This is a genomic window from Burkholderia aenigmatica, from assembly GCF_048627025.1.
GTDB lineage: Bacteria > Pseudomonadota > Gammaproteobacteria > Burkholderiales > Burkholderiaceae > Burkholderia > Burkholderia aenigmatica.
This window is the reverse complement of the sequence record NZ_CP184469.1, coordinates 1472983-1498957: the sequence shown is the minus strand read 5'-3', so window position 1 is coordinate 1498957 and position 25975 is coordinate 1472983. Positions and strand designations below refer to the sequence as shown.

The following is a 25975-nucleotide window of genomic DNA, read 5'->3' as shown; positions in this document are numbered from 1 at the left end:
CGTTATCCCGTAGCCGAGTTTTGGATGATTGGCGACGCGTGACGAACCTCACGTCGGCACGCCCGGCCTTGGCGTGCCGCCTCGGCCGGTGGCGGTTGTGTGCTGCCTGTGCCGGCCTGCGGGTAAGACGTATGTGGCGCGAGTCGCCGGGAACCCGGTGAGATTAAGTGGCGGCGCGCGTTTTTTCTATCGGATGTATCTGATTTTTCGGCGGAATTTGCAGATGGCCGGGGCGACGGAGCGGGCGGTTGCCGTTCGTCACAGATCGGGAAAGCCCGATCGCCCTTGCGTCAGGTCGAACAACTCGGTTCGCGCATTCCCGTCGGCGGTCTCGGGCAGCTTGATCACGAGCTTCACCGTCATCCCGTACGCGCTGTCCACCAGTTCATAACCCGCTTGTTCGATCCAGCGGCGCACGCGCGCCTCCTCGGGATAGCCGATCTCGATCGCGAGCCGCGTGTAGCGGATGCGTTCGATGCGCTCGGCATCGAGCAGCGCCGACGCGATTGCATCGGTGTACGCACGTACCAACCCGCCCGCGCCCAGCTTCACGCCACCGTAGTAACGCACGACCGCGCCGAGCACGCCGTCGAGATCGTGATGGCGCAGCACTTCCAGGATCGGACGGCCTGCGGTGCCCGACGGTTCGCCGTCGTCCGACATGCCCGACTGGCCGCCCGCCAGCAGTGCCCAGCATACGTGGGTGGCGGCCGGATGCTCGTCGCGCAGGCGTTGCAGCGCCTGCATCGCCGCGTCGCGGTCTTCGACGGGAATTGCGTACGCGATGAAGCGGCTCTTGCGGATCTCGAGTTCCCGGATGTAGGTGGTGGCGAGCGAATAGATCATTGTCCGGGTGAAAAAAAGTGTAGCGAAATCAATGGCTTTTGTAGTCGACTGCTTGATTTTATGTTGATCGATGTTGGCCCGTGTAAGCAAGGCTTGCCTACAGGTAGCCTACATGGATGGGTCTGAATGAAGCGAGAGAATTTTACCGTGGCACGCGTCGATGCATTTCGTTGCGACCAGAACACGCCTCAGACCACGATGGGTGAGGCTTGAGGTCAGTACGTCGGCAAGTCCTGGCTATCGAATGTTGCGTGCGGTCATTCGAGGGGCTGCGGATGAGCCGGAGTACGCCGGCCTTGAGTCGTCGGATGCACCCGGTACAAGCGCGGCCTCATGCATGCTTGCCCGGCAGCCGTCGCGAAGCGACCGATGCCATTAGCGGGCTTGCTGTTTCAGGATTTCCCACAAGTTTTCTGAAAGAAATGACGTGGATTGTCAATTACGCTCGTCCAGCCGAAATAGCGATCTGGGATACGGGGGTAAAAGATGACGGTCATTTCGCGACGCGTGCGCAAGTTCGTATCGATGTATCTCGCCGGCGCACTGCTCGGTCTCATGCTGGCTGCTTGCGGTGGCGGAGATAATGAAATCGACTCGTCCGGACTGTCGAGAGTGATGCGAAATATGTGATACCCGTCACGAAGAAAATAGAGGGCAGCAAACCCGAGGGTGGTTTCCTGCTGGTTCAGGAAGGGCAGTCGGGGCAGATTACCGTGTCGAATTACGTTTCAACGCTGAGTTCGGCGGCCGGGCACGCACAGTCGGTCGATCCGAAATGGGAGTTGGTCGCTTCCACCTGGGCGGCGGACGACTGGTCTCCAAATGAAAATCAGATCATAAAGATGCCGGGTGAAACGGCGATGGTCTTCAAGAAGGAGCCGATCCCGAGTTCGACGGACAAGAATTTTTATCAAAGTTTCAATTTCCAGTTCGGCGTGATCGATCTCGCGAACCGGATACATCTGTCCGACCAGATCGTCGTGCAATCGCAGGGGCAACCTTGTGTCGTACCTCAGTAAGGCGCGTGTTTACGACACAGGGGAAGCAGCATCGGAGCGACGTCGGAGTCGCCCTGGTGCCGCGCAAGAACATGATAAAAATCCGACCCGCTCGCCGGATATTCCCGCGTCAGGCGAAAGTAGTCATGCCGGATGAGCCACCGACGGAAACCGGCTTTCGACCGGTTTCAATTTGTGTGCAGGTTGGCTGCTTGCGTTGCGAAAAAGCTGTCGCGACGGAGGTTTAGTACCTCGTGCAAGCGCGGTATCGTGTGATGGATCGCCGGATCCAGATCGACGGGATAGGCGTCGGTGCGATAGGCGCCGCACGCGAAAGCCTCGAATATGTCCCACGTGTACGGCGACAAGTCGAAATTCGACAGCCTCACCAATTGCTGCATCAGATCGAAGCCAACGGGAAGGGGGAACCTGCTCTCGAGGTACGACACCGCGACGTTCCGAGCCAATACGTCAAAAACATCGTGGCGGTTGAGCGGTTTCGAGATATCGATGGCCTCCAGATAGCCTTGGGATATGCAGCGGGTCGTCTGAAAGTGGCGAATGATTTCGTTCATGAGCAGTGGGACCTGCGCGAAAGAATGACGTTTTCATCTGAGCGACGCAGACCCTGAACGACGATGCGGCATTGCGTCGGGGTTTGTCTGAAGAAAAGCCGCATTTTCTTGCCTGAAGGCGGCTCGATTGTTCCGCAGCACGAGGCTGTCGTCTTTCAAAAAAATCCGATGATTTTATGGAAATTTATGGTCGCCGTTAGAGGTAGGATTTTCGGCGCACGGTGCGTTGCCTGCGTTATTTTTTCGCTCGCTGATTGATTCGAAATCGGTATGTCTCGCCGCCATGAATTTGGGATTGTCAGCGTGCGGGATTCAATCGTTCAGGGCGCCTGCTTTTAATCAATCGCGGAATAGTGTTGCCCATCGACCGATGCAGGCGGCGTGTTTCCGGAAACTCGGAGAGTGGAGATGGCGGATCATCAGATTACGGGCAAGACGGTATTGATCGCGGGTGGCGCCAAGAATCTCGGTGGACTGATCGCGCGGGATCTGGCGCAGCAGGGCGCGAAAGCGGTTGCGATTCATTACAACAGCGAGCGCTCGAGGGCCGATGCGGTCGACACGATCGCGGCGATCCGGGCCGCCGGCGCCGAGGCGGTCGCGTTCCAGGCCGACCTGACGAGCGCGGGCGCGGTCGAGAAGCTGTTCACGGACACGATAGCGGCGATCGGGCGGCCGGACATTGCGATCAACACGGTCGGCAAGGTCCTGAAAAAGCCGTTCACCGAGATCACCGAGGCCGAGTACGACGAAATGAGCGCGGTCAACGCGAAGTCGGCATTTTTCTTTCTGCGGGAAGCCGGCAAGCACGTGAACGACAACGGCAAGATCGTCACGCTGGTCACGTCGTTGCTGGGTGCGTTCACGCCGTTCTACGCGGCATACGCGGGCACGAAGGCGCCGGTCGAGCATTACACGCGCGCGGCGGCAAAGGAATTCGGCGCGCGGGGCATTTCCGTGACCGCCGTCGGGCCCGGGCCGATGGATACGCCGTTCTTCTATCCTGCCGAGGGCGCGGATGCGGTTGCGTATCACAAGACGGCAGCCGCGCTGTCGCCGTTCAGCACGACGGGCCTCACCGACATCGAGGACGTCGTGCCGTTCATTCGTCATCTGGTGAGCGATGGCTGGTGGATCACCGGCCAGACCATCCTGATCAACGGCGGGTACACGACGAAGTAACGCGCCGCATTCGAAGCGGCATCGCGCGGCATCGGTGTCGCCTGGCTTTCGCTGACCGCATACCGGGTGAATCGACATGACGAAATCGACGACAGCTTGCCGCATTGCCGCGCGGCGCGTACCCGGTTCGGGTGATCGCGCCACGGGCGACGACGCGCTGCAACCGGACGTAGCGACAGGGCTGGAATGAACCCGTTGTCGTCGCTGATTCGGCTTGCGCGCGCGCCGGCCGTGTGGGTGCCGGAATACGCGCGTGCCGCGCGTGTCGAATGGCGCGGACCGCGGGTCACGGTGCGCGACGTGCGCAACTTCAGATACCGGACGCGCGACGACTGCGTGCCTGCGTACTACGACGCCACGTTCGCGCTCGATGCGGTGACGACGGTCGATCTGGTCGTGTCGCGCTGGACGGCCGAGGCGATCGCGCACGTGTTCCTGAGTTTCGGGCTGGACGACGGCCGATACGTGGCGATCTCGATCGAGACACGCCGGCGGCACGGACAACGCTATTCGCCCTACGCAGGCTTCCTGCCGCTGTACGACCTTGTGTACGTCGTCGCCGACGAACGGGACCTGATCGGTGTGCGCAGCGATGTGCGCAAGGAGCGCGTCTATCTGTTCCGTGCGCACGTCACGTCCGACACCGCGCGCGCATTGTTTGCGGATTACCTGCGCCGCGTGCATGCGCTCGAAAGCCGCCCGGAGTTCTACAACACGCTGTTCAACAACTGTACGACGAACATCCTGCGTCACGTCAGGGCGGTTGCACCTGAGGTCGGATACAGCTGGATGGTCTTGCTGAGTGGCTATGCGGATCGATACGGGCACGATCTCGGCCTGCTCGACGCATCGATGCCGTTCGATGCGCTGAAGACGGCGAGCCTGATTCGACGCCCGCCCGGCGCGACGATCGATGGCGACTTCTCCGCGGCGATCCGCGCGTCGCTGCCGCTTGCACGGACGTACGAACAATGAAGCACGCGCCCGGCCGCAGGTTCGCGACACGCGTATCGCGCAGTCGCGGCCGGCGATGATGAGGTAAGGGACCATGGTGAGACTGGTAATGCTGTTGCTGGGCGTCGACTATCTGCGCACGCGTGCGACGGGGATCGTCTGGATCGGCGTTGTGTGGGCGGTCGCAGGGATCGTCGTATTCGTCGACGCACTCGACGGCGCAATGCATTTCCCCATCACGTTGTTCGCGTGGCTGTTCCTGCTCGAAGGGCTGGCGACGCTCGCGGTTGCATGGACCGGCGTCGGCGGGCAACGCGCGCTGCGCTACGTGAAGGGCATCGCGGTCGTCGCCGCCTCGGTGCTGATCTTTGCCGGGCACCATCACGGCAACCTGATCCTGTCGATGATCTTCGGGACGCTGTTTCTCGTCGACGGGCTGCTGCAATGCGTATCCGCCTGGATCGTCCGGTATCGCCGCTGGAGGGCCGCGGTCGCGTGGGGTGTCTTCGAGATCCTGATCGCGGTGTTCTTTTACCAGCCGTATCCGACGCATTACGCGGGCACGTTGCCGTTCTGTCTCGGGCTGTTCCTGATCTTCGGCGGTATCAACATGCTGACGCTCGCCGCTCGCGTGCGGCGGCTCGAGCGCAATCCGGCATTCAACGTGTCGCGGCGATCCGCGTTGCTGCCCGACGCCGATTTGGCCACGCGCGCGAGCCGGTTCGATCGCAATGAATGGGACGGCCCGCCGGCCGACCACGAGCGTGCGCTGACCGTGCACGTGTGGACGCCGGCCGGTACGTCGAAGGCGCAGGCTCAGCACCATCCGGTGGTCGACCGCTATATCGCCGCGGTCGACGTCAACGGCACGATCTCGACCGGGCACGCGGCGCTCGAATCCCCGGAAGGGATCTATATCAGCCTGTATCCGGCCGCCGAGATCGACCGCTCGCCGTCCGAGTTCGGGCGCATCCTGCGCGCGACGCGCGAGAACGACGTGCCCGGCACGTTTCAACCGGACTATGCGACGGAGTCGACGGCATGGTGCCCGTCGACGGTGCGTGTGCGGATCCGCAATTACGACCCCGCGAAGCTGCACGCATTCTGGGAGCGCTATCGCGCGAATACGACGTACAACCTCACGCACCGGAACTGTTCGAGCACCGTCGCCTATGCGCTCGAGGCGGCGATCGACGGCGCGGTCGGCCGGTTGCGCGGTGGCGGGACCGGGTGGGGCAGTTTTCTGCGCGTGCTCGTCACGCCGGAACTGTGGGTGGCTGCGCAGATTCGCAAGCGTGCAGTGACGATGGCGTGGACGCCGGGACTCGCGCTCGACTATGCGCGCGCGCTCAGCATGCTGGCCGATCCGCGGCCGTTCGCGTGGTGGAAGGCCGCGCGGGTGGCTGCGAGCCGGTTGTCGCAACAGCGGCGCGCATGGCGTGCGCAGGACGCGGGCGCTGCGCGGTGACCCGGGTGCGAACCGTATCACGATCAAGCTGGAGGAAGGCACACATGACGATCCGCTCGAAGCTCGCGCCAGTTGCGATGCTGCTGGCTGTCCTGGCCGCACACGATGTGCATGCGGCGCCGGACTGCGCGAATCCGCAGGATCAACGCGCGATGAACGAATGCGCGAGCCGTGGCTATGCGCGCGCGGACACCGAGCTCAACCGTCGCTACCGCGCATTGCAGAGCCGGCTGAAGGACGATCGCGACGGTGCGAGGAAGCTGACCGAAGCGCAGCGCGCATGGATCGCGTTTCGCGATACCGAATGCGCGTTCCAGACGATCGGCGTGGCGGGAGGCTCGGCCGAGCCGCTCGCACGTGCCGCATGTCTGGAGGAAACGACGAAGTCGAGATCGGCCGCGCTGCAACGCTATCTCGACTGCCGCGAAGGTGAGACGAACTGTCCGGTCGCGGCGCAGTGAATCACGCCGCGCACGGCTTACCGGTCGTTGCTGTCGTTGCGGGCCGTCGTGGCCGCGAGGCGAAGCTGACGCGGCGTGACGCCGTAATGCCGCTTGATCAGCGTCGTCAGATAGCTCTGGCTGCCGAATCCGCATTCGAGCGCGATCGACAGGATGCTCGCGGACGTATGACACAGTCGCCAGCGCGCGCGTTGGAGGCGCCGTTCGATCACGTACTGCATCGGCGTGCGTGCGAACTGCTCCTTGAACGCGGCGATCGTCGCGTGTTCGCTCAGGCAGGCCAGGCGCGCGAGGTCGGCGAGGCCGATCGGTTTGCCGAGGGACTCGTCGATGAAGCGGTTGACCTTCGTTTCACACAACGTGTCGGCGAGCCCGCGGAAATCGTTGCGGATGTCGGCCGCGTTCGGATTGCGCCGGTAAGTCGCGCTCGGCGGCTCGCCGAAGCGCTGCCGATAGGCACTCACGAAGCGGTTGGACGGCGCGAAGCCAAATGCATGCAGCGTGCCGACGAAACTGCCGTCGCCTTTGGCGAGCGCACGGCGGACGCCATACAGCCGCCCGTCGAAAAACAGCGCGGTCGAAGGCTGGCCGGTCAGCCGGCGGATCGCGTTCTCCAGCGCGCCGGTCGGGCAGCCGAGCGCATGTGCGATCGTGCCGAGCGTCTTCCATCGCATCGGGTCGGTTTCGATCATCGCCACCGCGGAACGCGCGGTGTGTTCGGTCGCACAGGTATCCGTCGCAAACAGCGCGCTGTAGTTGCTGCCGTGCCGCAACATCATGTGTTTCAGCATGTGCTCGTACAGTGCACGAATGGCTGCCTCCGGTGTGGGCGTCAACAGCATCATCCGGCGCAGGCAGTCCGCCGCGGCATTCCATTCGATGGCCGCGTCCGCCGCGACCGGCTTCATGTCGAACCTGACCGGCGCGGCAAGCGGCTTGCCGATCCATTGCGATACGAAGTCGTTCAGATCGCCGGCATCGACAATCACCGACAGATGGCCGATACCCTCCGGTTGCGTGACGCAGGTCGACATGCCGGTCGACGAAATCGGCATCACGTCGCCGACCGCACATTGTGCGACCGTTCCGCCGCTCGTATAGGTCGAACCACCGCGCCGGCACGACAGGAACAAATAATTGGGACGCGGTTCCGACGAGTGGAAATGAAACGGCATCTCGTAATCGACGTCGTATATGCCGATTCCGTTCCATTCCTGGCCGCCCATATTCACGGCCTTCCGGTCCGCATGCTGCGCGCGAAAGCGGTTATCCGCATAAATCTTCTCGATGAAATCCGAAACTTCGTCCGGATCGTCGCTGTGAAAACTGTGCGTCTGGATCGGTGATTCGCTAATCATGATGGTCGGTCAGGCTTTGGGTGGCTCAATTGAATACACCGGGGAATCAATCTGGGCTGGCAGCAGTGCAACGCACGGCCGACATCGTAGGGAGGTGCAAGCCGGTCGATAAGCCGCCGCGCTGTATACGAGGTATACAGCGCAGCGGCTGCAGTTAATCACAACGAAACTGACGCGTGGCGAAACAATTCGGTCGGGTAGCACAAAAAAGTCTGTTGTTTTTCAGACGAGACGGCACTTTTTCATGGAGATCCCTTCGCTATTTTTACAGCTTTGAGACCAGTGCAAACAACCAACCACACCTGTACAAACACCTGGAGCAAACACGAATGAAGATTATTCCCCTGGCGCTGCTCGCTTCTTCAGCATTGATCGCCACGTCGGCAATCGCTGGGGATTTTTCGATCACAAGCGATCCGGACTCGGTCCATCATTTGGTGGTGACATGTCGCGACGGGGCGGGGAAATCCGGCTCGAGCCGCATTACCTTACAACCCGGACAGCGGATGGATATTGGTGATCCTACCTGCAACACATACACCGTATCCATTTCTACTGCAAACGGTACAAAGAGCGGGCGCATTGTAAGTTACACACTCGATGCCAACCGTTCTTATTCCATATTCTGGAACGATCGATACTGGGACATTGCGTCGGATAATTGATACGAATGAAGCTCCCCGCGTCCCGGGGTTTTAAGAGACGGTTTCATAAAGTCTGCTCGGCACCCGAAGCGTATCCGGAGACGATGAAAGCGATGCAGCCGGGCGTGCATGCGTTCAACGACCCAGCATCCGTATACGACGAAGTCGTATACGGATTCATCGGTTCACGAAGAGGATTATCTGACATGCGCGTGCATGGTATTCGAGTCCGTTGACGGTGGCGACGTGACGAAGATGCGCTGGGCACGCCTCATTCCGATTGATCGCTGTCTGCGCCACAAGAATTTATGGCAGCCGCTGAATTAGCGGGGGGCGGCTATTCCACGGTTGTGGCCCGATTACGGTTGTCGTGACGCCGCGGATCCGGGACTGACATGAAGCGCGTACAGCTCGGAAACGCTGACCGCCTGGCGGCTGCTGTGTTCCACCGAGCCTTCGTTCGTCCACAGGAACGGATAGAAGTTGAAGCATTGATCCGTCGTCAGATGCTGGACATCAGCTTGCCAGCCTGACCAGCGCAAGCTCGCATAGAAGTCGTGCAGCTTCTCGCTGAGCAACCACCGCACGAAGTCGCTATACCCGATCTCGAGGGGCTCCCATCTCAACGTGTCGGGTGCGAAGTAATACACCGAACCCGTGTCTTCCCCGAGTGCGCCGCCGTTCAACGCGAAGAAGCCGCCGACGGCATCGTCTGCGATCAATAGGAAACCGGACGATCGCCCCGTGTTCCAGCCGACGATGTCTCTGGGCAGCCTGGGGTGGCCCGAGCCAAGCAGACGAAGGTAGCCGCCTTCCACCAGAATGCCGCCGGTCGAATAGGCGATGGCCCCCAGGGTCGATCGGGTGGATACCTGAAGCGCTGAAAGCACTTCGCCACGCCGATCGGATGCGGGCAGTATTTCGCAAGGGTGACGGGCTGCCGCTACCCACTCGATCAAAGCCGGGAGCGCGGATTCGTGTTCGTTGATCAGTTCATCCAACTGGCGCATGTTGTTCTCCGGATTGTTCAAGCACGACATCACCGCACGCCGACCGACGAACGCAGTGCCGCACCGAGCGTGCGCAGCGCCTGCCGGGCCCGCGCATCGGTCAGGCTCGAGTAGAGCACCACGTCGCGCGTCGGCAAGGGCGGCAGCCCGTATCGCGCACCCACCTCAACCGATCCGACGGGCGCCACGCGATGCCCGAGCGCGGCGACCGCCAGCCCCGCGGATACCGCCGCGCCGATCGTCGCCACGCCGCCACCGACGAACACTTCCGTCCAGGCGACGCCGGCTTCGTCCAATGCGCCAATCGCCATGCGGCGCACACTGCACGGCTCGGCCTGCGTCGCGAGCCGCAGCGGTTGCGGCGGATGGTACTCGAAGTCGGTCGCGGCCATCCAGCCGAACGATTCCGACAGCAGGGTTTCACCGTCGAGCCGCCGGCTGTCGTGCTGCAGCGCGACGGCGGCGTCGAGCTGGCCGCGGTCGAACGCATCGAGCACGTCGCGCGATGCGGCAACCCGGATCTCCAGTACGAGCCCCGGTTCCGCTTCGCTCATGCGCCGAAGCAGCATTGGAAGATCGGCGCCGACGACATGATGGCTCACGCCGATTACCAGCCGCCGCTGGCCCGCACCGAACGCGCCGATCGCACCCTGGTGAGCGGCCACGAGTTCGCGCGCCGGCTCCAGGAACGCCGTGCCGTCGGCCGACAGGCGAACCTGCCGTGGCGTGCGTTCCAGCAGGCGGCGGCCGAGGCCGTCTTCGAGCCGCTTGATCTTCAGGCTCACCGCGGACTGGGTCGTGTCCATTGCCTCGGCGGCCCGCGTGAAGCTCTTGAGGTCGGCGGTCAGCACGAACGCCTGCACGGCTTCGATGTCGAGCGTTTTCATCGCACACTCATCCATTGAGAAATGAAATCATTGAAATATTCTGCCATCGTATTTTCAAATGATTCAAGGTCTTCTACGCTGTTCCCAAGCCGTTCGGAATCTCCCATATCTTTCCCAGGAGTCGATCATGCTGACCGCGTACTACGTGCACCGCCTGCCGGCGGACTACGACCTCGACATCATCCGCAATCGCGTGCGTGAGCGCGGCAGGCTCTGGGACGACACGCCGGATCTGGTCTTCAAGGGGTTCCTGCTGCGCGAGGCCGGCCGCCACGGCGCGACGGAAAACGGCTATGCGTCCCTTTATCTGTGGCGCAATGAACAGGCGTTCACCGGGTTCGTCACGGACGGCCGCTTCCGGGTCGTGACGGACAGCTTCGGACGCGCGCCGATCGACGTGCAGGTCGCACTCGACGCGCGCAAGGGCCGTGCGTCGACGGGGCGCTTCGTGCGGCTGGAAGCGATCGATATTCCGGCGGATGCCGACCTCGATGCCACGCTGGCACAGGAGGTCGCACGCAATCGCGAAGCGGCGGCGCGGCAGGGCACCGTCGCGGCCGCCGTCAGCCTCGATCCGCTGCGCTGGCGGCTGACGCGCGTACTCGTTTCGGAACACGAACCGGACGATGACGGCGCGGGCACGGTGTACCAGGTCCTGCATCTGGCCCGGCCGTTGCTCGATACGCTCGAGGGGAGCGGGGTGTGATGACCGGCGTCGCGTCGCAAGCGCGGGCCGGGCCGGCGGATGGGGCGGGCGGCGCGGCATCGACGCGATTGCCGGCCGGTCTGGTGGTCGCCGCGCATCTGACCGGGATGGCGGCGGGGATCGCCGCCATTGCCGTGCTCGCGACGTTGCTGGCGTTGCTGTTCCGGTAAGGTTCGCGGGGAGAATACGGTAGAACCGCGCAAGACGTGTGCGGCTCTACCGTGGGGGCATTCCTGCTCAGTGCCCCTGCAACCGGATATCCCGCGACGACGCACCCACATACACCGTTCCGCCCGGCACCACGCGCCAGCCGTTACGCGACGTATCCCACACGCTTTGCATCCGCGGCGACACGGTGACACGTACACGTCGCGTCTCGCCAGGATTCAGCCGGATCTTCTCCCAGCCGACCAGCCGCTTCGGCGGTTCGTCCTTGTACGGCACGCCAAGATAGACCTGCGGCGTTTCCGCGCCGGCGACGCGTCCGTCGTTGCGCACCGTGAACGCGACGCTCAGCGACCCGTCCCATTGCGTCGACACCGACAGCCCCGAATACGCGAAGTGCGTGTACGACAGCCCGTAGCCGAACTCGAACATCGGCTTGATGTTGCGTGCGTCATACCAGCGATAGCCCATGTTCAGCTTTTCCGCATAGACGGGATCGTTGTCGAACGCCCCGTTTTGCCCCCAGGTCGGCGAATCCTGATCGCGCGCGGGGAACGTGACGGGCAGCTTGCCGGACGGGTTGACCGCACCGAACAGCACGTTCGCGATGGCCTTGCCGCCGGCTTCGCCCGGATACCACGCCTCGACGATCGCGGACACCTGGTCCTTCCACGGCATCAGCACCGGGTTGCCGCTCTGGACGACGACGATCGTGTGCGGATTCGCGCGCGCGACGGCTTCGACGAGCGCATCCTGGTTCGACGGGTTCGCGAGGCTCAGGCTCTGAAGATCGCCGAAATCCTCGCCGGCCGGCTGCGCGACCACGACGATCGCAACGTCCGAACGGCCCGCGAGTGCCGCGGCCTGATCGATCTCCTGCTGCGTGTACGCGCGGAACGGCGATTGCTGGTCGCTGTTGCCCGCATACGTGACCTGCGCGGCCGGCGCGAGCGCGCGGATGGCCGCGACGATCGGCACGTCGACCTTCAGCCACGGATTGCGCCACCAGCTGCATCCCGTCGATGACCCGAACGTCAGGCCGCCGCAGCCCGCGAACGATCCCGATACGGGGTCGCGCGTGTTACCCGAACCGCCACCGGACAGCACGGCCGTGTCGGCATGGCCGCCGATCACCGCGATGCGCGCCAGCGCCGACGCGGCGAGCGGCAACTGGTTGCCGTCGTTCTTCAGCAGCACGATCGACTGCTCGGACGCGGCCTGAGAGAACCGGTTCGCGGCCGCGAAATCGATCGTGCCGCCACCCTTGGCCGGATCGTCCATCACCCCGACGCGGATCATCACCGCGAGCTTGCGCCGCACCATGTCGTCGAGTCGTGCCGTCGACACCGAGCCGTTCGCGATGGCCTGCTTGACCGCCGCCGGCGTCAGGTACACGCTCGGCCCGACGTCTTCCTCCTCGTCGAGCCCGGCGTTGATCGCGGCGGCGGTGCTGTGCGTCGCGCCCCAGTCGGACTGCACCTGGCCCTGGAAGCCCCATTCGTTCTTCAGCACGTCGTTCAGCAGGTGAGGGTTCTCGCACGCATACGCGCCGTTCAGGCGGTTGTAGCTGCACATCACGCTGCCGGGCCGCCCGCGCTTCGCGGCGATCTCGAACGGCAGCAGGTAGAGCTCGCGCAGCGTGCGCTCGTCGATCTGCGTGTTGCCGCCCATCCGGCCGTGCTCCTGTTCGTTGCCGGCGTAGTGCTTGATGGTGGCGATGACTTTCTGCCGCTGCGTGGCGAGCGTGCGTTCGGCGAGCAGGTCGCCGGCGAGCAGCGGATCCTCGCCGAGATACTCGAACAGGCGGCCGCCACGCGGTTCGCGCGCGAGGTTGGTGCCGCCGCCGAGCCCCATGCCGAACCCTTGCGCGCGCAACTGGATCGCGACCTGCTTGCCGTAGTCGTACGACAGGCGGCGATCCCAGCTCGCGGCGACGGCGATCGTCGCAGGGAACGTCGTGCTGGCCTGCGACGTGCTGCCGGAACCCGTCGCCGAATCGACCATGTTCAGGTCGGGAATGCCGAGCCGCGGCACACCCTGGATATAGCCGGCGCCGCCGCCCGGCACCTTTGACATTTCGTATTGCGAATGAATGAATTGAAGTTTTTCGTCGAGCGTCATCTTGCGCACGAGCAGGTCCGCGCGCCGGACCGCCGCGGCCGACGCGAACGCATCGGTGGCGTCGCCCTGCGCGTTGAAATCGGCGTCGCCCGCGTAGGCGGTGGTACAGAGGGTCGCTGCCAGCACGACGGCCGGCCAGAGTGTGTCCCGCATGTTGCTCTCCATGATCGTATTGCCGGTTGTTCGGATGATGTCTGGAGCTGCGCACGTCCGGTGGATTCGCACCGGACGCATTCGGCTGGCGATGCAGGGTGGTTGCGCGTCGGCATGCCAGGCCAGGCGGGGAATCGTTACGGCCGGTTGGGCTCGACCGGTACACGCGGACGGTGACGCACGGGCCGCCCGACGCTGCCGGATCGGATGTAGCGATCCTCTGCAGCGACTAATGGTATGAATGTAGTTTGACTACAGCATCGGTGTTTATACCGATATGTCCGATCTTTCTTCGGCACGGTCGCGCAGCGGGGTGGAAAGGCGGTCATCGTTCCCGATGATGGAGATGTGGCTGGGTAAGAAGTACCTTGCCGCAGGCGCGTTTGCGGGGAAATCGGGCGGTGCATGCGATCCGGGTCGTTGCGTGCGCATCGAATCGGGCTTCAGTCATGTCGCGCACGGTTTGTCACGAATGGCGCTTCTATTCTGGAATGGGCGAGTGCGAACGATCGTGCTCGCTCATGCTCTTCAGATTCCCCTTTTTTGACTTCTTTCCATCGCGATTGAATTGCGACGATACGGAGCGCCTGAATGACAGCAGAATTTCCGGCTACATACATTGTAGGTACCGCAACGGGCCTGACCGCCCGCCCGCTTCTGCAGGAATTGGTCGATCTCCCGATGAGCGTGAGGCGATTCGGGGTGATGGGTGACGGTGTGACCGACGATACGGCGGCACTCCAGGTGGCGCTCAATGCCGGGATCCCGCTGTATTTCCCGCCGGGTACCTATCTGTACAACACAACGCTGACGGCAACGGCGTCGATCATCGGAGCCGGGTGGGACTCGATCTTGCAATGCACGACAGCGCAAGGCCAGAATTCGGTGATTTACTGGCGCAGCGCCAGTAATTTCAAAATTCAGAATCTGCAGTTCTTTTCAAAGAATGCGACCGCCTACTATCCGGACGAGAATGCCGGCTCACTCAATTTGCAGGACTGCAGTCAGTTTGAAATCTCGGGGTGCAAGTTCAACAACTCGGCCGGCGGCGGCGCCATCATGCGCAGTTGCGCCAACGGGAAGGTGTTCGGCAATACGCTGCTCGATATCTGGCATGACGGCATTCATGTGACCAAGGCAAGCTCGGATATCACCATTACGAACAATGAGGTGATCAACGGCGGCGATGACGCGTTTGCGGTGGTTGGCTATTTCAACGAGGGCGTCCGGCCTTGCCGCGTCACGATCGCAAACAACCGGGTGGTCGGCACCAAATATGCGCGCGGCATCGCGATCGTAGGTGCCCAAGACATCACGGTGACCGACAACCAGATCTATAACCCGATGGCGGCCGGTATTTATGTGGCATCGGAGTTGACGAGCGTTTACCAGTCGTACGGCAATGACAACGTGACGGTCGCCAATAACGTTCTGGATACGTGCGGAGTTCAATCCAACATCGGCGCAATCGTCAATTCGCCAAACGGGCCGATCGGCTATGGCGCATTGGTCGTGACCGCGACGGCCGGATTCAATAATTCGAACATCACGATCGTCAACAACACGATCAAGAATGCCGCGGGCACGCCGATCGGTCTGTGGCAGCCGGCCGGAAACAACATCCACGTCAACATTTCTCAGAACACGATCAGCAATGCATGGGATCCGAACAACAAGAACGGATTCCCGTTGACGACGATCGCTGCGGCGTCGGCATCGACGACGCTGAACTTTGCCAATACCCCTGGCGTCGCCGTCGGCATGACGGCCTGGTATTTCAACGGATCGACCAGCGTGCCGATCGGCACGGTCGTATCGGCCGGCGTATCGACGGTCACGCTGAACAAGAATGCGACCGTGCCGAGCGGCGGGACCGTGATTTTTTCTGGTGTCGGCCTGTTCGGTGCGACGATCAAGACCACCGCGTCGGCTCCGAGTGCCGCGACATCGTTGACGTTCGCCACGACGACGGGCGTGACCTACAACGACAACTATGGTTTCGGGTCACCGGGAAACGAAACGACAGGCGTGTCGGTCGGGCAGGGCGTCAGTGGACCCAACATCGCGGCCGGAACCTTCGTGATCGGCGTGACGGCGAATTTGGTGACGCTAAGCAAGCCGACGACCGGCACGGTGGCGAGCGGCACGTCCATCGTCTTCACGCCGATGGTGTGCATGACGTCTCAAACGATTGCGACCTCGGCCGCAGCGGCGGCGGGAACCAACACGCTGACGTTCACGCCGTACCCGTCGGCACGCGGTTGTGCGGTGGGGCAAGGCGTATCCGGAGCGAATATCTCGGTCGGCACGTACGTGACGTCGGTTTCCGGTAACGGAAATGGCCCGACCGTTACGCTGTCCAGCAATGTCACGGGCAGCGGAATTGCCAGTGGCGCGTCGATCACGTTCACCGGGACCGGTGGACTGAGCGCCGTTTCCGGGATCACGCTTTACAACACCCGTGGGTGCATCGTTTCGAAGAATCAAATGTCCGGCATTTCCAAGGACGGTATCTACGTGGACGGATCCTGCACGTCGTTCACGGAGATCAGCGGCAACACTGGGGAGAATATCGGCTGCTGCAACGGCTTCGCTCGCCTCATCACGGTCGGCGCGCTCACGGCCGGCGCGTCGCTCAAGCTGCGGGGAAACTATATGGCCCAGCCGGTCAACTATCCCCGTGCAATCGACGTACTGATCTCGTCGACCTCATGGGCCTATACGTCGTGGAGCGAAGACAACGTTGCGCAAAACGGCTTTGTCGGCTTCGGCGTGCAACTGACGCCGGTCGTGCAGACGGTGGGGGCTTCACCGTGGACGTTCGCGAACAGCAACCCGAGTGCGGTCAGCATGTCGATCGCCGGCGGCACCGTGTCGTCGATCGGTGTGTCCCGAAACGGGCAGGCCGCCTATGCGTCCGGATTGACGAACGGGTTGATCGATCTCAAGCCGGGCGACGCGATGACGGTCACCTATAGCGCCGCGCCAACGGTCACGATGATTCCCCGACTCGGGCAGTAACGCACGTCTTCAGGTCGGCATCCAGGCGGCGAGGGGAAGTCAGGATCATACCGATCCGCCGGATCAGCGGGACGGCCGCGCGGCTCGCCCGCTGTGGCTGCGAGAAGCCCGAATCAAACGCGCCGGTCGACACGGCGCATGCGACGTTTTCATCAACATTCATCAAGCGTATCCATCAACCACACCTCGAGAATCGATATGGCATTCCAGCTTCAGGATCGTGTTCAGGAAACGACGACGACTACCGGCACGGGGGCGCTTTCTCTAGCGGGGGCAATGACCGGATTCCGTTCGTTTTCGTCCGTTTGTGCAAATGCAGATACCTTCTATTACGGGTTGCAGGCCGTGACCGGTGTCGGTTCCCCGAGTGGAAACTGGGAGATCGGAATCGGCACGTACAACGTCAGCGGGAATACGCTGTCGCGGACCACCGTATTGGCGTCGAGCAACGGCGGGGCTGTCGTCAACCTCGCAGCGGGCACCACGCAGGTATGGATCGATCTGCCGGCAGCACTGCCTGCCAACTTGCCGGTCAGCGCCAAATACTTCGGCGCGAAGGGCAACACGAGGATCGTCAATGACGGGGTAACGACGTCGGGGTCGACGGCGTTGACGTCGGCGTCGGCAGCATTCACGGCTGCGGATGTGGGCAAGCGAATCGATATCGCGACGACCAATGCAAGTGGCGTCGCGACGCTTGTGGTCTCGACCACGATCGCGGCGTTCGTCAGCGCAACGCAAGTGACGCTCGCGAAAGCAGCCAGTGCCTCCGCCACGGCTGCGAATGTGGTCTACGGCAGCGACGACGGCCCGGCCCTGACGGCCTGGTTGAACTACCTGATGACCATCTGGCCGGCTAAGGGCGATCTTCCGGCCGGAGTCTACTATTCGGGTAGCGCGCTTCCAGCGATCACGAAGCCGATAGCCTTGTTCGGGCATTCGGCGCGCACCTCGATCATCCAGTTTGGCGCCGGCGTCAGCGGTCAATGCCTGACGGTGCTGAACGCGGGTTTCAATAACGAAGCGACGGATCTGCCGCAAACAGGCAACGTGTCATGGACATCCAACACGGCCGTCCTGGCCGGTTGCGTGCTGCGTGACTTTACCCTTCAGGGAAATCGCGCGTGTGCATCGCTTCAACATGGATTGGTATTGCAAGGCAACGTGGACTGGCTCGACGTCGCGCACGTGAACTGCCTGTATTTCAGGGGTGGTGGCGTGCTGTGGATGGATACCGGAAGCGGATCGACGCAAGCGCGCGCCGACGTACGCGAAGTCAATCTGGATACGATGAAGATCAGGCATTGCGGCGACCTGTCGACGAACACGCCCAGCTTCGGTATCTATCTTGATGACAGTCCAGCCGCCCCCGGATCCGATTCGTCGAACCTGTTCAACCTGAACAATATCGACATCATCTTCAGCTACGGCACGGCGCTCGCCGTGCAGGACCGGCGAACGTCGAATACGGGATTTCCGCTGTACGGTATCCAGGCGCGCAACATCGTGCTGCACGATCGCATGAAAACGATGGGACTGAGTGGAGGGCGCATGTTCAGTGTCGTCGGGCAGGTCACCAACTGTCTGTTCGACATCAACTTCCCGTTGAGCGCCCGCAACGACTATGCGGCGGAGATTCTGCCGAACCCGAATTTCAATGTTTATCCAACTGACAATGAATTTACCTTCGCATTCCCGAATACGGTAAAGGGCGTGGTCATCGGGAACGTCGGCTATAACGCGATTAAGTTCAGGAACTTCTTCGGATGTGCTGAAGCGGTCTTTATCGCGACCGAGGGCCCATACAATCTACGAATCGATTGCGAGACCGACAGCGTGTTCCAGCAGATCGGCTCAGCGATCGTGCTGAATGGTACGGGGGCCGTGGCGATTCCGGGCTGGTCGTTCGGCACGACACCGAACCTGTCGATTTTCATGCCGGTCAATGCGGCCAACGGGACCGGCGACACGACGCTGGCGACGATCTTCGGTGTCACCGGCACCATTACGCGTGCCGGAAGCGTGACGGCAGGAACGGACACCTATACGTTTACGCCGTCCTTATCCAGTACGTCGTACATCCCGGCCGGTGAATACTTCTCGAAGATTTGCGTCGACGCGTCGCAAGGCAATGGTGTGGCCGGCCGCTACAAATATATTCCGGAGGACCGCTACGGGCGCGCAGTCAATAGCGCATGGGCAAGCGGGCGCCTTCTGCAAATCTGGCCCTGGCAGTTTCACATCGAGAATGCCACGGGGCTGGTTCGCTATAGCTATGGCGCGCCGACGGCTGACAGCGCCGGCAATGCAATGGCGCTTTGGTCAAACGGCTTCGTCGGCACAAGCTCGACGCCGAGCGTGACCGGTATCAGCAAACTGACGGCGAACTATGCGTTGCCGACGACGCTGACGAACCTGACCGGCGGCATTGATGGTCAGTCGGTCAAGATCGTTGCGACCAACGGGAACTGCACGATTGCGAATAACGCGAACCTTCAGACGACGACCGGGGCGAATGTGGTCATGGCAATCGGTCAGGTTCTGACGTTCACGTTCGACGCGACGCTGAACAAATGGTGCGGCGGTTGACAACGTTCCCCTAGCCACCTGGTGACAGGGTCCTCCACCGCAACGCGCACCGATCGGTGCGCTTTTTTTTTTGCAACGACGAATCCGGCGACCGCGCTCGCGGCGGCCGGGCGCCGGATTCAGGCAGTGTGGTCGGCCGGGCAGGGGCGTGATCCTCGGGGCCCGATCAGATGTTTGTATGAAGATAGGTTTTCGGTGGGGTTGCTCACATACACACGGCGCCAGGCAGTGTCCAATCAAGTATCAGCGGGTGAGCAACCCGGCCGGAGCACGACCGGCAGGGTTGCGCCAGCGCGCATTGCCCGATTCCTGTCGGGCGGCGTTCGACGCGGCGATGCATGCGTGCGCCGGTGCGCAGTACGTTGTCGTGGAGTGTGGCGGCCGACAGGATGCAGACAAGCGCGACATGGTGCCGCTCATGATGACCTGCACGGACTGACGTGCGGTGACAAGGGATGCGCGGCAATGCAGCGCGGGCCGTGCCGGCAAGCGTAATGCGGTAATCCGTCATGTTGGGCGGGTTTCTGCACTGTTTGGAAACATACGATGTCAACGACTACACAAACCATATCGAGGCTCGGTTCACCGCGACGGCTTGCGGCGGCGGTGACCGTGTGTGCGCTGAGCGCATGTGCATTTGCGCCCGGCATGACCTACCACGCGCCTGCCGAACGCGACGCGAATGCGCGCGTGGGGGGCGCCGCATCGGGCGCGGGCGGCCTCGACGGCGTGCAGAACGTGTCGAGCGAGGACCTGATCGAGATCACGCCGGCGTTTGTCGAGCAGCAGCACGCTACGCGTTCCGCCAGCGTCGACGCCGAGGTCCGGAACTTGTTCGGCACGCCGAAGGCGTACGTCATCGGTCCCGGCGACGTGCTGAACATCGTCGTATGGGATCACCCGGAACTGAACCTGCCCACGGCCCAGGCGACGAATGGCGACAATATCGGCACCAACTCGGTCGCGGCGGGCTACACGGTCGACGCGAGCGGCAACGTGCAATTTGCATACGCCGGCCTCGTACACGTGGCAGGGATGACCGAAGCGGAGGCTCGCACGGCGCTGACCAGGCGACTCGGCGAAACCGTGCGCAAGCCGCAGATTGCGCTGCGCATCCAGGCGTATCGCAGCAAGCGCGTCTATCTCGACGGCGAAGTGCGCACGCCCGGGTTGCAGATCGTCAACGACATGCCGATGACGTTGCCCGAAGCGATCGATCGCGCAGGCGGCTTCACGACCGCGGCCGATCGGTCGCAAGTCACGGTGACGCGGGGGGGCAAGACGGTGAACGTGAGCTTGCCGGCGATGATTGCGGCCGGCGTGAATCCGTCGAACATCCTGCTGCGCGACGGCGATCTGGTGCGCGTGCGTGCGACGAGCGACGCGAAGGTGTTCGTGCTCGGTGAGGTGTCGCGCCCGGCGACGTTGACGTTGACCGACGGGCGAATGAGCCTGGGCGAAGCGCTCGGCGACACGGGCGGCGTGAGTCAGTACACGTCGGACGCGCGACAGATCTACGTGGTGCGCCGCGGGCCCGGCAACCGGCCGCAGGTCTATCACCTGGACGGAAGTGCGCCGGCATCGTACGCGCTCGCCGATCAGTTTGCGCTCGAGCGGCGCGACGTCGTATTCGTCGACGCCTCATCGCTGGTGCGCTGGAGCCGCGTCGTGAACCTGCTGATTCCGTCTGCAGCCCAGGGTGCGTTGACGGCCCGCGCCGTTACACCGTGAAGCGCGTACCGAATGACTTGATCGTGCGACGGTGTGGTTCGGTGTATTGAAATTGTAATGTGACGTACGGAATACGTCAGAAATGAATGATCTACTACCCGTAGACATTCGAGCGGGGCCGTCTGCCTGACGCATCGAGGTCATCCGGCGTGAAAAATGGCGATATGACGGAATGCGAATTAAGTACATTCTCAAAAGCAATCTCAACGACGAAGAGTCCGCGGATCGGGGTGGTTCTCGGCGAACGTTCGCGCATCCGGCGCGCACGTCCCTTCGTTCATGCGAGTAGCGATCGACCCCTTGCCCCATGGCCTGCGGCAAGCACGCATTGAAATCCGGCCCGTCAGACACTTACAACAAGGACCAAACCATGACACCCATCCAGTTCGATGGATGCGTCGGCTGGCTTCACGAGGGCAATCGCTCTCATGGCATCGTCATTTGCGAACCGCTCGGCCACGAGGCGCTTTGGCTTCATAAACTGGTGCGCTCACTCGCCGAGCATCTCGCCGATCGTGGCTTCCCGGTGCTAAGGTTTCACTATCCGGCGAGCGGCGATTCGCTAGGCGATGAACAGGATGCGGATCGCTTCGAGCGCATGCTCGCGAGCATCCAGCGGGCCGTTCGGACACTGCACGAACGCGTTGCGCCGGACAGCCTGACGCTCGTCGGCGTGCGCGCCGGCGCGGCGTTGGCACTCCTTGCGGCCGATGGCATGCCGGGGCTCACGCGTTTCGTCGCAGTTGCGCCCGTCGTGCGTGGTCGCAGCTATGTGCGCGAGCTTTCCCTCGTCGCACAGCGTTGGCTCGACAACGTGCCGCCGACCGTACGAGATGCGGTTCGCCACGAACGGCCGTTCAACGTACTCGGCCATGCGTATCCCGACGATCTCGTCGGCGCGCTCCGGCGCATCGACCTGAGCCACGCTGCCGCGAACATGTGCACGTTGCCGACGCGTGCGTTGCTCGTCGATGCACCGTACGGCGACAGTGCTGCGCTGTCGGACGCACTGCAGGCACGGGGTGTCCCGGTGAGCGTTCATACGTGCCAGGACTGGGCGGTTGCGATGCGCGAACCGCTCTGGTCACGGCTGCCCGATGCGTTGCCCGATACGATCGCGAACTGGATCGACGACGGTGCGGATACGGTCGTTCGCGTCACCACGCAACGCCCCGTGCGCGGAGTCGCCCTGGAGGGCAACGGCTGCGTCGAACATGTGGTCCGAGTCGGCCCGCAATCGCTGGTCGGGGTGTTGTGTGAACCGGCCGGCGACAGAGTATGCGCCGGTGCGCCCACCTTGCTGATCGCCAATACGGCCGCCAATCCGCGCATCGCCGACGGGCGCCTCGCCGTTCGACTGGCCCGTTCGCTCGCGGGGCTCGGCATCCGCAGCCTGCGTATCGATTCGAGCGGGATTGGCGATAGCAGCCAGCGTGCGCGTGACGACCAGACGGACATTCCGTACTCGGACCAGGCGATTGGCGACATGGTTGCGGCCGCGCGTTGGCTGAAAGATGCCGGCCACCACAAAGTCGTTGCGTTCGGGATCTGCTCAGGGGCGTACGCGTCGCTTCATGCGGCCGCGCAGGGGCCACTGGCCGGCGTGATCGCGGTCAATCTCCCGGTTTTCATATGGCCGCGCGGGCAGATGCTCGCGAACGTCGTCAATAACCAGACCAATTCGATGCGCGGCTATGCCGCCTCGTTGCGCAACCTCGACAAGTGGCGCCGCCTGCTGACCGAGGGGCGCGACCTGCGCCCGGTATTACGTGCGCTCTTCCGTTTCGTCACCGATGTCATGAGCGTACCGGTCAGGCGCTTCATGGAGCGTGTCGGCCGGGGGCCGGGCAAGGACACGCCCCGTGGCTTGCTGCGCGACATGTCTGCGCGTGGCATCCAGACTCATCTGATCTACGGTACGTTCGACGCGGGCGTCGACGTCATGGTCCGGAATTTCGGTTCGGCATCGTCCGGTGCGTTCGCGCACTTGCCGAATGTATCGGTCGACACGCAGGATGCACTCGATCACTCGCTGCACGGTGCGGTCGCTGCGCAATACGTGATCGATCGATGCGCTGCGTTGCTGGTTGGCTGGCATGCGCCGGCGGTGCCTGTCGCTGGCGTCGGCGTCATTGCGCAAACAAAAGCGGAAACGAAGACGAAACGCGCGATTCCGTAGCATTTCGGCAAGCACCGGACAGACGCAAACGCGGCGGGGCCGGCCATTCGCGGACGACTGAACGGCTGGCAGGCGGACGGTGCACGGACCGTAACACGCCCGGGTGCGCCGGGACACCTGTTTGAAACCGCCCGTAAGTAACCGTGCGAACAGATCCCCGGTGTCCGAAACATTATCGTGGCGGTGTCCTTTTCTCGTGTCGTTCCGCCTGCAACGGCGTCGGCGCCACGAGGCCGTTCAGGAATGCCGATGCAACGAAACCGCCACGAATGCCGAAACACGACCAAACGCCGCGCGCGGCAGGCCGAGCATGCAGGTCGGTTTGGCGCGGGCTCGTGGAGCCCGAGCGCCGAGCCGCTTCCCGCGTACGAAGACCGTGACGCCGCGTCGCGCTCACAGTGCAACGTACATTGAGGCCGGTCGTGATGCGTGTGTTGGTCATCAACGACTTCGTTCGCAGGGGCGGGGCCGAGGAGGTCTATCGAGTATCGGTCGACGTGCTGCGCGCACGTGATGACGTTGTGGTCGAAACATTCGACGAGCACGCGCTGCCGGATGTCGAAGATAGCCGGCGTTCGCGCGCGTGGTCGCCTGCGGCTGCGCGTGCGCTCGTCACGCTGCTCGAGCGATTTCGTCCGCAACGGATCCTCGTTCACAACTATCACAATCTGCTGTCGAGCGCGATCCTGCCCGTGCTGGCCCGCTACAAGCGGCGCTCGGGATGTGGCTTGTACATGACCGCGCACGACTACCATCTGTTGTTTTACAACCCCGGTCTGATGGTCTATTCCCGGGGAAAGGCGCGGCCGTTGTCGCTCGACCAACTGCATCGCGCCCGGCGCTTTGCCTTCGCCGCCAGTCCGCGCGGCTTTCTTCACGACATCGCGAAGAAATTGCACTGGCATGCGGTCAATGCGCTTTTCGACCCGATCGGCCTGTTCGACGAAATCCTCTGCCCAAGCCCGTTCATGCGCGACCTGATCGCACGATCCGGTCGAACGCCCGCGACACTGGTGCCGAACCCGATCGACGCCGGGCTGATTTCCCGCGCACCGAAGCCCGCGAGAGGCAACCGTCTCGATCTCGCGTTCGTCGGTCGTGTGGAGCCGGACAAGGGCCTTGCGCCGTTTCTTGCACGGATGGCCGAACCGGCCGGCGATGCGATTGCGTCGCTCACCATCTACGGTGACGGAACTGAGCGGAGCAACCTGGAAAATCAGTACGCGACACTCGTTGAATCGGGGCGGCTGCGTTTCGCTGGACGCCTCGATCACGACACGTTGTTCGCGGCACTGCCCATGCACGATGCCCTCGTGTTGCCGTCGATCTGGGTGGAAAACGCGCCCCTCGTCATCGTTGAAGCCGCAATGCTCGGCCTGCCAGCGCTCGTGCACGACATCGGAAGCCTGTCGACCTTCGGCGACGAAATCGGCAACAAGATTTGCTACCGGAATACGCCTGAGGACTTCGCGCGCGCACTCGTCGAATTGCGGGCGCACCTCGACAGAGAGAACCGTCGCTACGACTGGTCGCTCTACTCGGTCGACTGCTATGCGTCGTCGCTGTACGCCGTGCTCGGCATCGGCAGGGACGGTCCGCGCACGCGGGCACATTGACGGTCGGTGCAAGGTTCACATTCAGCCTGGAAAGCACGATGACCGCCGTTCGAAAAAACTTTGCGTTGTTGTTTTCGCTGCAAATCTCGACATATGTCGTGCCGCTCGTCACGTTGCCGCTGCTGACGCGTGTACTCGGCCCGCAACAGTACGGCACGCTGTCGTTCGTGCTGGCGGTTGCAACGTACTTCATCAATCTGGCGAACTACAGTTTCGACCTGACCGCAACGCCGCGTGTCGCGCTCGCGAAAGACAGGGCGGAGCGCTCCCGCATTTTCTGGACGACGGTTTGCGCCCAGTGGCTGATCACCGTCGCCGGCTTCGTCGTGCTCATTGCACTGACGATGCTGATTCCGCATTTCGCAGCGGAGCGTACGGCGCTGCTCATCGGATTCGGGATGGCGATCGGCGCCGCGCTTACACCAGGCTGGTACTTCCAGGGAATCCAGCGGCTGAGCGTGTACAGCGTCACGGTGGTTGTGTACCGTGTGCTCAGTGTCGCCGCCTTCTTCCTGTGGGTGCGCACGCCGGACGATCTCCTGCCGGCGGTCATGATCAACGCGGCGGTGCCGTTGCTGTGCGGAATCACGTTGCTTGCATATCTCTTCTTTCGGCGCGAGATCGAGCGCGTACACGTGCGGTTTGCCGATATCGTCGCAGCGCTGCAAGCCGGCTTTCAGGTGTTCCTCGCGTCGACGTCGATCTCGTTCTACGCGTCGACCAATACCGTGCTGCTGAGCATCGTCTCGGGTAACGTCGCCGCCGGCTATTTCGCTGCAGGTGACAAACTGATCCGGGCCGCGGTGGGTCTGTTGCAGCCGCTGCGGGCATCAACCTATCCACATGTCACTTATCTGATGCATCACGCGCGCGACGAGGCATTTGCGTTCCTGCGCAAGCTGATCGTCGTGCAGGGCGCGCTCGTGCTGGCCATGTCGGCAGCCATCTACGCATGCGCGCCGATCGCTGTCCGGATCCTGTACGGCAGTTCGTTCGCGCCGACGGTCGGCGTGCTGCATTGGCTGGCCCTGGTGCCGTTCATGGCTTGCATGACGGATCTGTTCGGTGTTCAAACGATGCTGCCGCTCGGCATGAAGCGTGCCTTCAGCGTCATCCTGATCTCGTCCGGCATGTTGAACGTGACCTTGCTGCCGCCGCTTGCGATGCTGTTTGCCGAGCGGGGCGCCGCTATCGCAGTATTGATCGCCGAAACGGCCGTCGCGCTCGCTCTTGCGTACGTTCTCCGTCGCGAACGGGTTGGCCTGGTCAACGTGCCGGTGCGTTCGGGGTGACGCGATTCGCGGTGCTGCA

20 protein-coding genes are annotated in these 25975 nt (G+C 62.7%); 14 read left to right on the top strand and 6 right to left on the bottom strand.

Annotated features, from left to right (window positions below):
- Positions 1-258 precede the first annotated feature (258 nt).
- Entirely contained in the window at positions 259-846 is a 588-nt protein-coding gene (locus ACN8ZM_RS23740; RefSeq protein ID WP_043183437.1) for an IMPACT family protein, read from the bottom strand.
- A gap of 626 nt (positions 847-1472) precedes the next feature.
- On the opposite strand from ACN8ZM_RS23740, the gene ACN8ZM_RS23735 reads away from it, so the two are divergent.
- Positions 1473-1865 (top strand): hypothetical protein, encoded by a 393-nt coding sequence (locus tag ACN8ZM_RS23735; protein ID WP_420212560.1) that lies wholly within the window; start codon positions 1473-1475, stop codon positions 1863-1865.
- Positions 1866-2032: 167 nt separating this feature from the next.
- Here ACN8ZM_RS23735 and ACN8ZM_RS23730 read toward each other — a convergent pair whose 3' ends face one another.
- Positions 2033-2419: a hypothetical protein gene (locus ACN8ZM_RS23730; protein WP_420212559.1), complete on the bottom strand. Its 387-nt coding sequence runs from the start codon at positions 2417-2419 to the stop codon at positions 2033-2035.
- A gap of 408 nt (positions 2420-2827) precedes the next feature.
- On the opposite strand from ACN8ZM_RS23730, the gene ACN8ZM_RS23725 reads away from it, so the two are divergent.
- From ACN8ZM_RS23725 to ACN8ZM_RS23710, 4 genes are all read left to right on the top strand, one after another.
- Positions 2828-3601 (top strand): SDR family oxidoreductase, encoded by a 774-nt coding sequence (locus tag ACN8ZM_RS23725; protein ID WP_043183442.1) that lies wholly within the window; start codon positions 2828-2830, stop codon positions 3599-3601.
- A gap of 195 nt (positions 3602-3796) precedes the next feature.
- Positions 3797-4576, top strand: coding sequence for a DUF4105 domain-containing protein (locus tag ACN8ZM_RS23720; protein ID WP_301766598.1), 780 nt, complete (start codon positions 3797-3799; stop codon positions 4574-4576).
- A 73-nt stretch (positions 4577-4649) separates the two neighbouring features.
- Positions 4650-6023, top strand: a complete 1374-nt coding sequence (locus ACN8ZM_RS23715; RefSeq protein ID WP_420212558.1) for an HdeD family acid-resistance protein — start codon at positions 4650-4652, stop codon at positions 6021-6023.
- Positions 6024-6067: 44 nt separating this feature from the next.
- A complete protein-coding gene (locus ACN8ZM_RS23710) occupies positions 6068-6484 on the top strand; it encodes a lysozyme inhibitor LprI family protein (RefSeq protein ID WP_420212557.1) in 417 nt (138 codons plus the stop codon).
- A gap of 17 nt (positions 6485-6501) precedes the next feature.
- On the opposite strand, the gene ACN8ZM_RS23705 is transcribed toward ACN8ZM_RS23710, so the two are convergent.
- Positions 6502-7842: a helix-turn-helix domain-containing protein gene (locus ACN8ZM_RS23705; protein ID WP_420212556.1), complete on the bottom strand. Its 1341-nt coding sequence runs from the start codon at positions 7840-7842 to the stop codon at positions 6502-6504.
- Between the two features lie 176 nt (positions 7843-8018).
- Here ACN8ZM_RS23705 and ACN8ZM_RS23700 point away from each other — a divergent pair, with 176 nt between their 5' ends.
- Complete coding sequence (locus tag ACN8ZM_RS23700) at positions 8019-8507, top strand: hypothetical protein (RefSeq protein WP_420212555.1); 489 nt, start codon at positions 8019-8021, stop codon at positions 8505-8507.
- A gap of 338 nt (positions 8508-8845) precedes the next feature.
- Here ACN8ZM_RS23700 and ACN8ZM_RS23695 read toward each other — a convergent pair whose 3' ends face one another.
- Positions 8846-9496: a DUF2625 domain-containing protein gene (locus ACN8ZM_RS23695; protein ID WP_420212554.1), complete on the bottom strand. Its 651-nt coding sequence runs from the start codon at positions 9494-9496 to the stop codon at positions 8846-8848.
- A gap of 29 nt (positions 9497-9525) precedes the next feature.
- The gene (locus tag ACN8ZM_RS23690) at positions 9526-10383 is read right to left on the bottom strand and encodes a LysR family transcriptional regulator (RefSeq protein ID WP_420212553.1); all 858 of its coding nucleotides are present in this window, start codon (positions 10381-10383) and stop codon (positions 9526-9528) included.
- A gap of 127 nt (positions 10384-10510) precedes the next feature.
- On the opposite strand from ACN8ZM_RS23690, the gene ACN8ZM_RS23685 reads away from it, so the two are divergent.
- Both ACN8ZM_RS23685 and ACN8ZM_RS23680 read left to right on the top strand, forming a co-directional pair.
- Positions 10511-11089: a DUF4865 family protein gene (locus tag ACN8ZM_RS23685; protein WP_420212552.1), complete on the top strand. Its 579-nt coding sequence runs from the start codon at positions 10511-10513 to the stop codon at positions 11087-11089.
- A complete protein-coding gene (locus ACN8ZM_RS23680) occupies positions 11089-11259 on the top strand; it encodes a hypothetical protein (RefSeq protein ID WP_420212551.1) in 171 nt (56 codons plus the stop codon). Before ACN8ZM_RS23685 ends, ACN8ZM_RS23680 begins: the two co-directional genes overlap by 1 nt.
- Before the next feature lie 67 nt (positions 11260-11326).
- Here the strand turns inward: ACN8ZM_RS23680 and ACN8ZM_RS23675 are convergent, their stop codons facing one another.
- Positions 11327-13528 (bottom strand): glycoside hydrolase family 3 C-terminal domain-containing protein, encoded by a 2202-nt coding sequence (locus tag ACN8ZM_RS23675; protein ID WP_089453143.1) that lies wholly within the window; start codon positions 13526-13528, stop codon positions 11327-11329.
- A gap of 591 nt (positions 13529-14119) precedes the next feature.
- On the opposite strand from ACN8ZM_RS23675, the gene ACN8ZM_RS23670 reads away from it, so the two are divergent.
- The 6 genes from ACN8ZM_RS23670 to ACN8ZM_RS23645 all read left to right on the top strand — a co-directional run bounded on the left by ACN8ZM_RS23670 (position 14120) and on the right by ACN8ZM_RS23645 (position 25956).
- Complete coding sequence (locus tag ACN8ZM_RS23670) at positions 14120-16549, top strand: glycosyl hydrolase family 28-related protein (RefSeq protein ID WP_420212550.1); 2430 nt, start codon at positions 14120-14122, stop codon at positions 16547-16549.
- A gap of 198 nt (positions 16550-16747) precedes the next feature.
- Entirely contained in the window at positions 16748-19138 is a 2391-nt protein-coding gene (locus ACN8ZM_RS23665; RefSeq protein ID WP_420212549.1) for a hypothetical protein, read from the top strand.
- A 546-nt stretch (positions 19139-19684) separates the two neighbouring features.
- Complete coding sequence (locus ACN8ZM_RS23660) at positions 19685-20869, top strand: polysaccharide biosynthesis/export family protein (protein ID WP_420212548.1); 1185 nt, start codon at positions 19685-19687, stop codon at positions 20867-20869.
- Between the two features lie 370 nt (positions 20870-21239).
- On the top strand, positions 21240-23048 hold the full coding sequence (locus ACN8ZM_RS23655) for a serine aminopeptidase domain-containing protein (protein ID WP_420212547.1): 1809 nt from the start codon (positions 21240-21242) through the stop codon (positions 23046-23048).
- 425 nt (positions 23049-23473) lie between these two features.
- On the top strand, positions 23474-24664 hold the full coding sequence (locus ACN8ZM_RS23650; RefSeq protein WP_420212546.1) for a glycosyltransferase: 1191 nt from the start codon (positions 23474-23476) through the stop codon (positions 24662-24664).
- Between the two features lie 38 nt (positions 24665-24702).
- Positions 24703-25956: an oligosaccharide flippase family protein gene (locus ACN8ZM_RS23645; protein ID WP_420212545.1), complete on the top strand. Its 1254-nt coding sequence runs from the start codon at positions 24703-24705 to the stop codon at positions 25954-25956.
- Positions 25957-25975 lie beyond the last annotated feature (19 nt).

Bases quoted from the DNA above. Each gene is read 5' to 3' on its own strand.
- ACN8ZM_RS23695 (WP_420212554.1), bottom strand. From the start codon at position 9,496: ATGCGCCAGTTGGATGAACTGATCAACGAACACGAATCCGCGCTCCCG.
- ACN8ZM_RS23690 (WP_420212553.1), bottom strand. From the start codon at position 10,383: ATGAAAACGCTCGACATCGAAGCCGTGCAGGCGTTCGTGCTGACCGCC.
- ACN8ZM_RS23675 (WP_089453143.1), bottom strand. From the start codon at position 13,528: ATGCGGGACACACTCTGGCCGGCCGTCGTGCTGGCAGCGACCCTCTGT.
- ACN8ZM_RS23710 (WP_420212557.1), top strand. From the start codon at position 6,068: ATGACGATCCGCTCGAAGCTCGCGCCAGTTGCGATGCTGCTGGCTGTC.
- ACN8ZM_RS23725 (WP_043183442.1), top strand. From the start codon at position 2,828: ATGGCGGATCATCAGATTACGGGCAAGACGGTATTGATCGCGGGTGGC.
- ACN8ZM_RS23660 (WP_420212548.1), top strand. From the start codon at position 19,685: ATGTCAACGACTACACAAACCATATCGAGGCTCGGTTCACCGCGACGG.
- ACN8ZM_RS23685 (WP_420212552.1), top strand. From the start codon at position 10,511: ATGCTGACCGCGTACTACGTGCACCGCCTGCCGGCGGACTACGACCTC.
- ACN8ZM_RS23680 (WP_420212551.1), top strand. From the start codon at position 11,089: ATGACCGGCGTCGCGTCGCAAGCGCGGGCCGGGCCGGCGGATGGGGCG.
- ACN8ZM_RS23715 (WP_420212558.1), top strand. From the start codon at position 4,650: ATGGTGAGACTGGTAATGCTGTTGCTGGGCGTCGACTATCTGCGCACG.
- ACN8ZM_RS23655 (WP_420212547.1), top strand. From the start codon at position 21,240: ATGACACCCATCCAGTTCGATGGATGCGTCGGCTGGCTTCACGAGGGC.
- ACN8ZM_RS23665 (WP_420212549.1), top strand. From the start codon at position 16,748: ATGGCATTCCAGCTTCAGGATCGTGTTCAGGAAACGACGACGACTACC.
- ACN8ZM_RS23730 (WP_420212559.1), bottom strand. From the start codon at position 2,419: ATGAACGAAATCATTCGCCACTTTCAGACGACCCGCTGCATATCCCAA.
- ACN8ZM_RS23670 (WP_420212550.1), top strand. From the start codon at position 14,120: ATGACAGCAGAATTTCCGGCTACATACATTGTAGGTACCGCAACGGGC.
- ACN8ZM_RS23740 (WP_043183437.1), bottom strand. From the start codon at position 846: ATGATCTATTCGCTCGCCACCACCTACATCCGGGAACTCGAGATCCGC.
- ACN8ZM_RS23650 (WP_420212546.1), top strand. From the start codon at position 23,474: ATGCGTGTGTTGGTCATCAACGACTTCGTTCGCAGGGGCGGGGCCGAG.
- ACN8ZM_RS23645 (WP_420212545.1), top strand. From the start codon at position 24,703: ATGACCGCCGTTCGAAAAAACTTTGCGTTGTTGTTTTCGCTGCAAATC.
- ACN8ZM_RS23705 (WP_420212556.1), bottom strand. From the start codon at position 7,842: ATGATTAGCGAATCACCGATCCAGACGCACAGTTTTCACAGCGACGAT.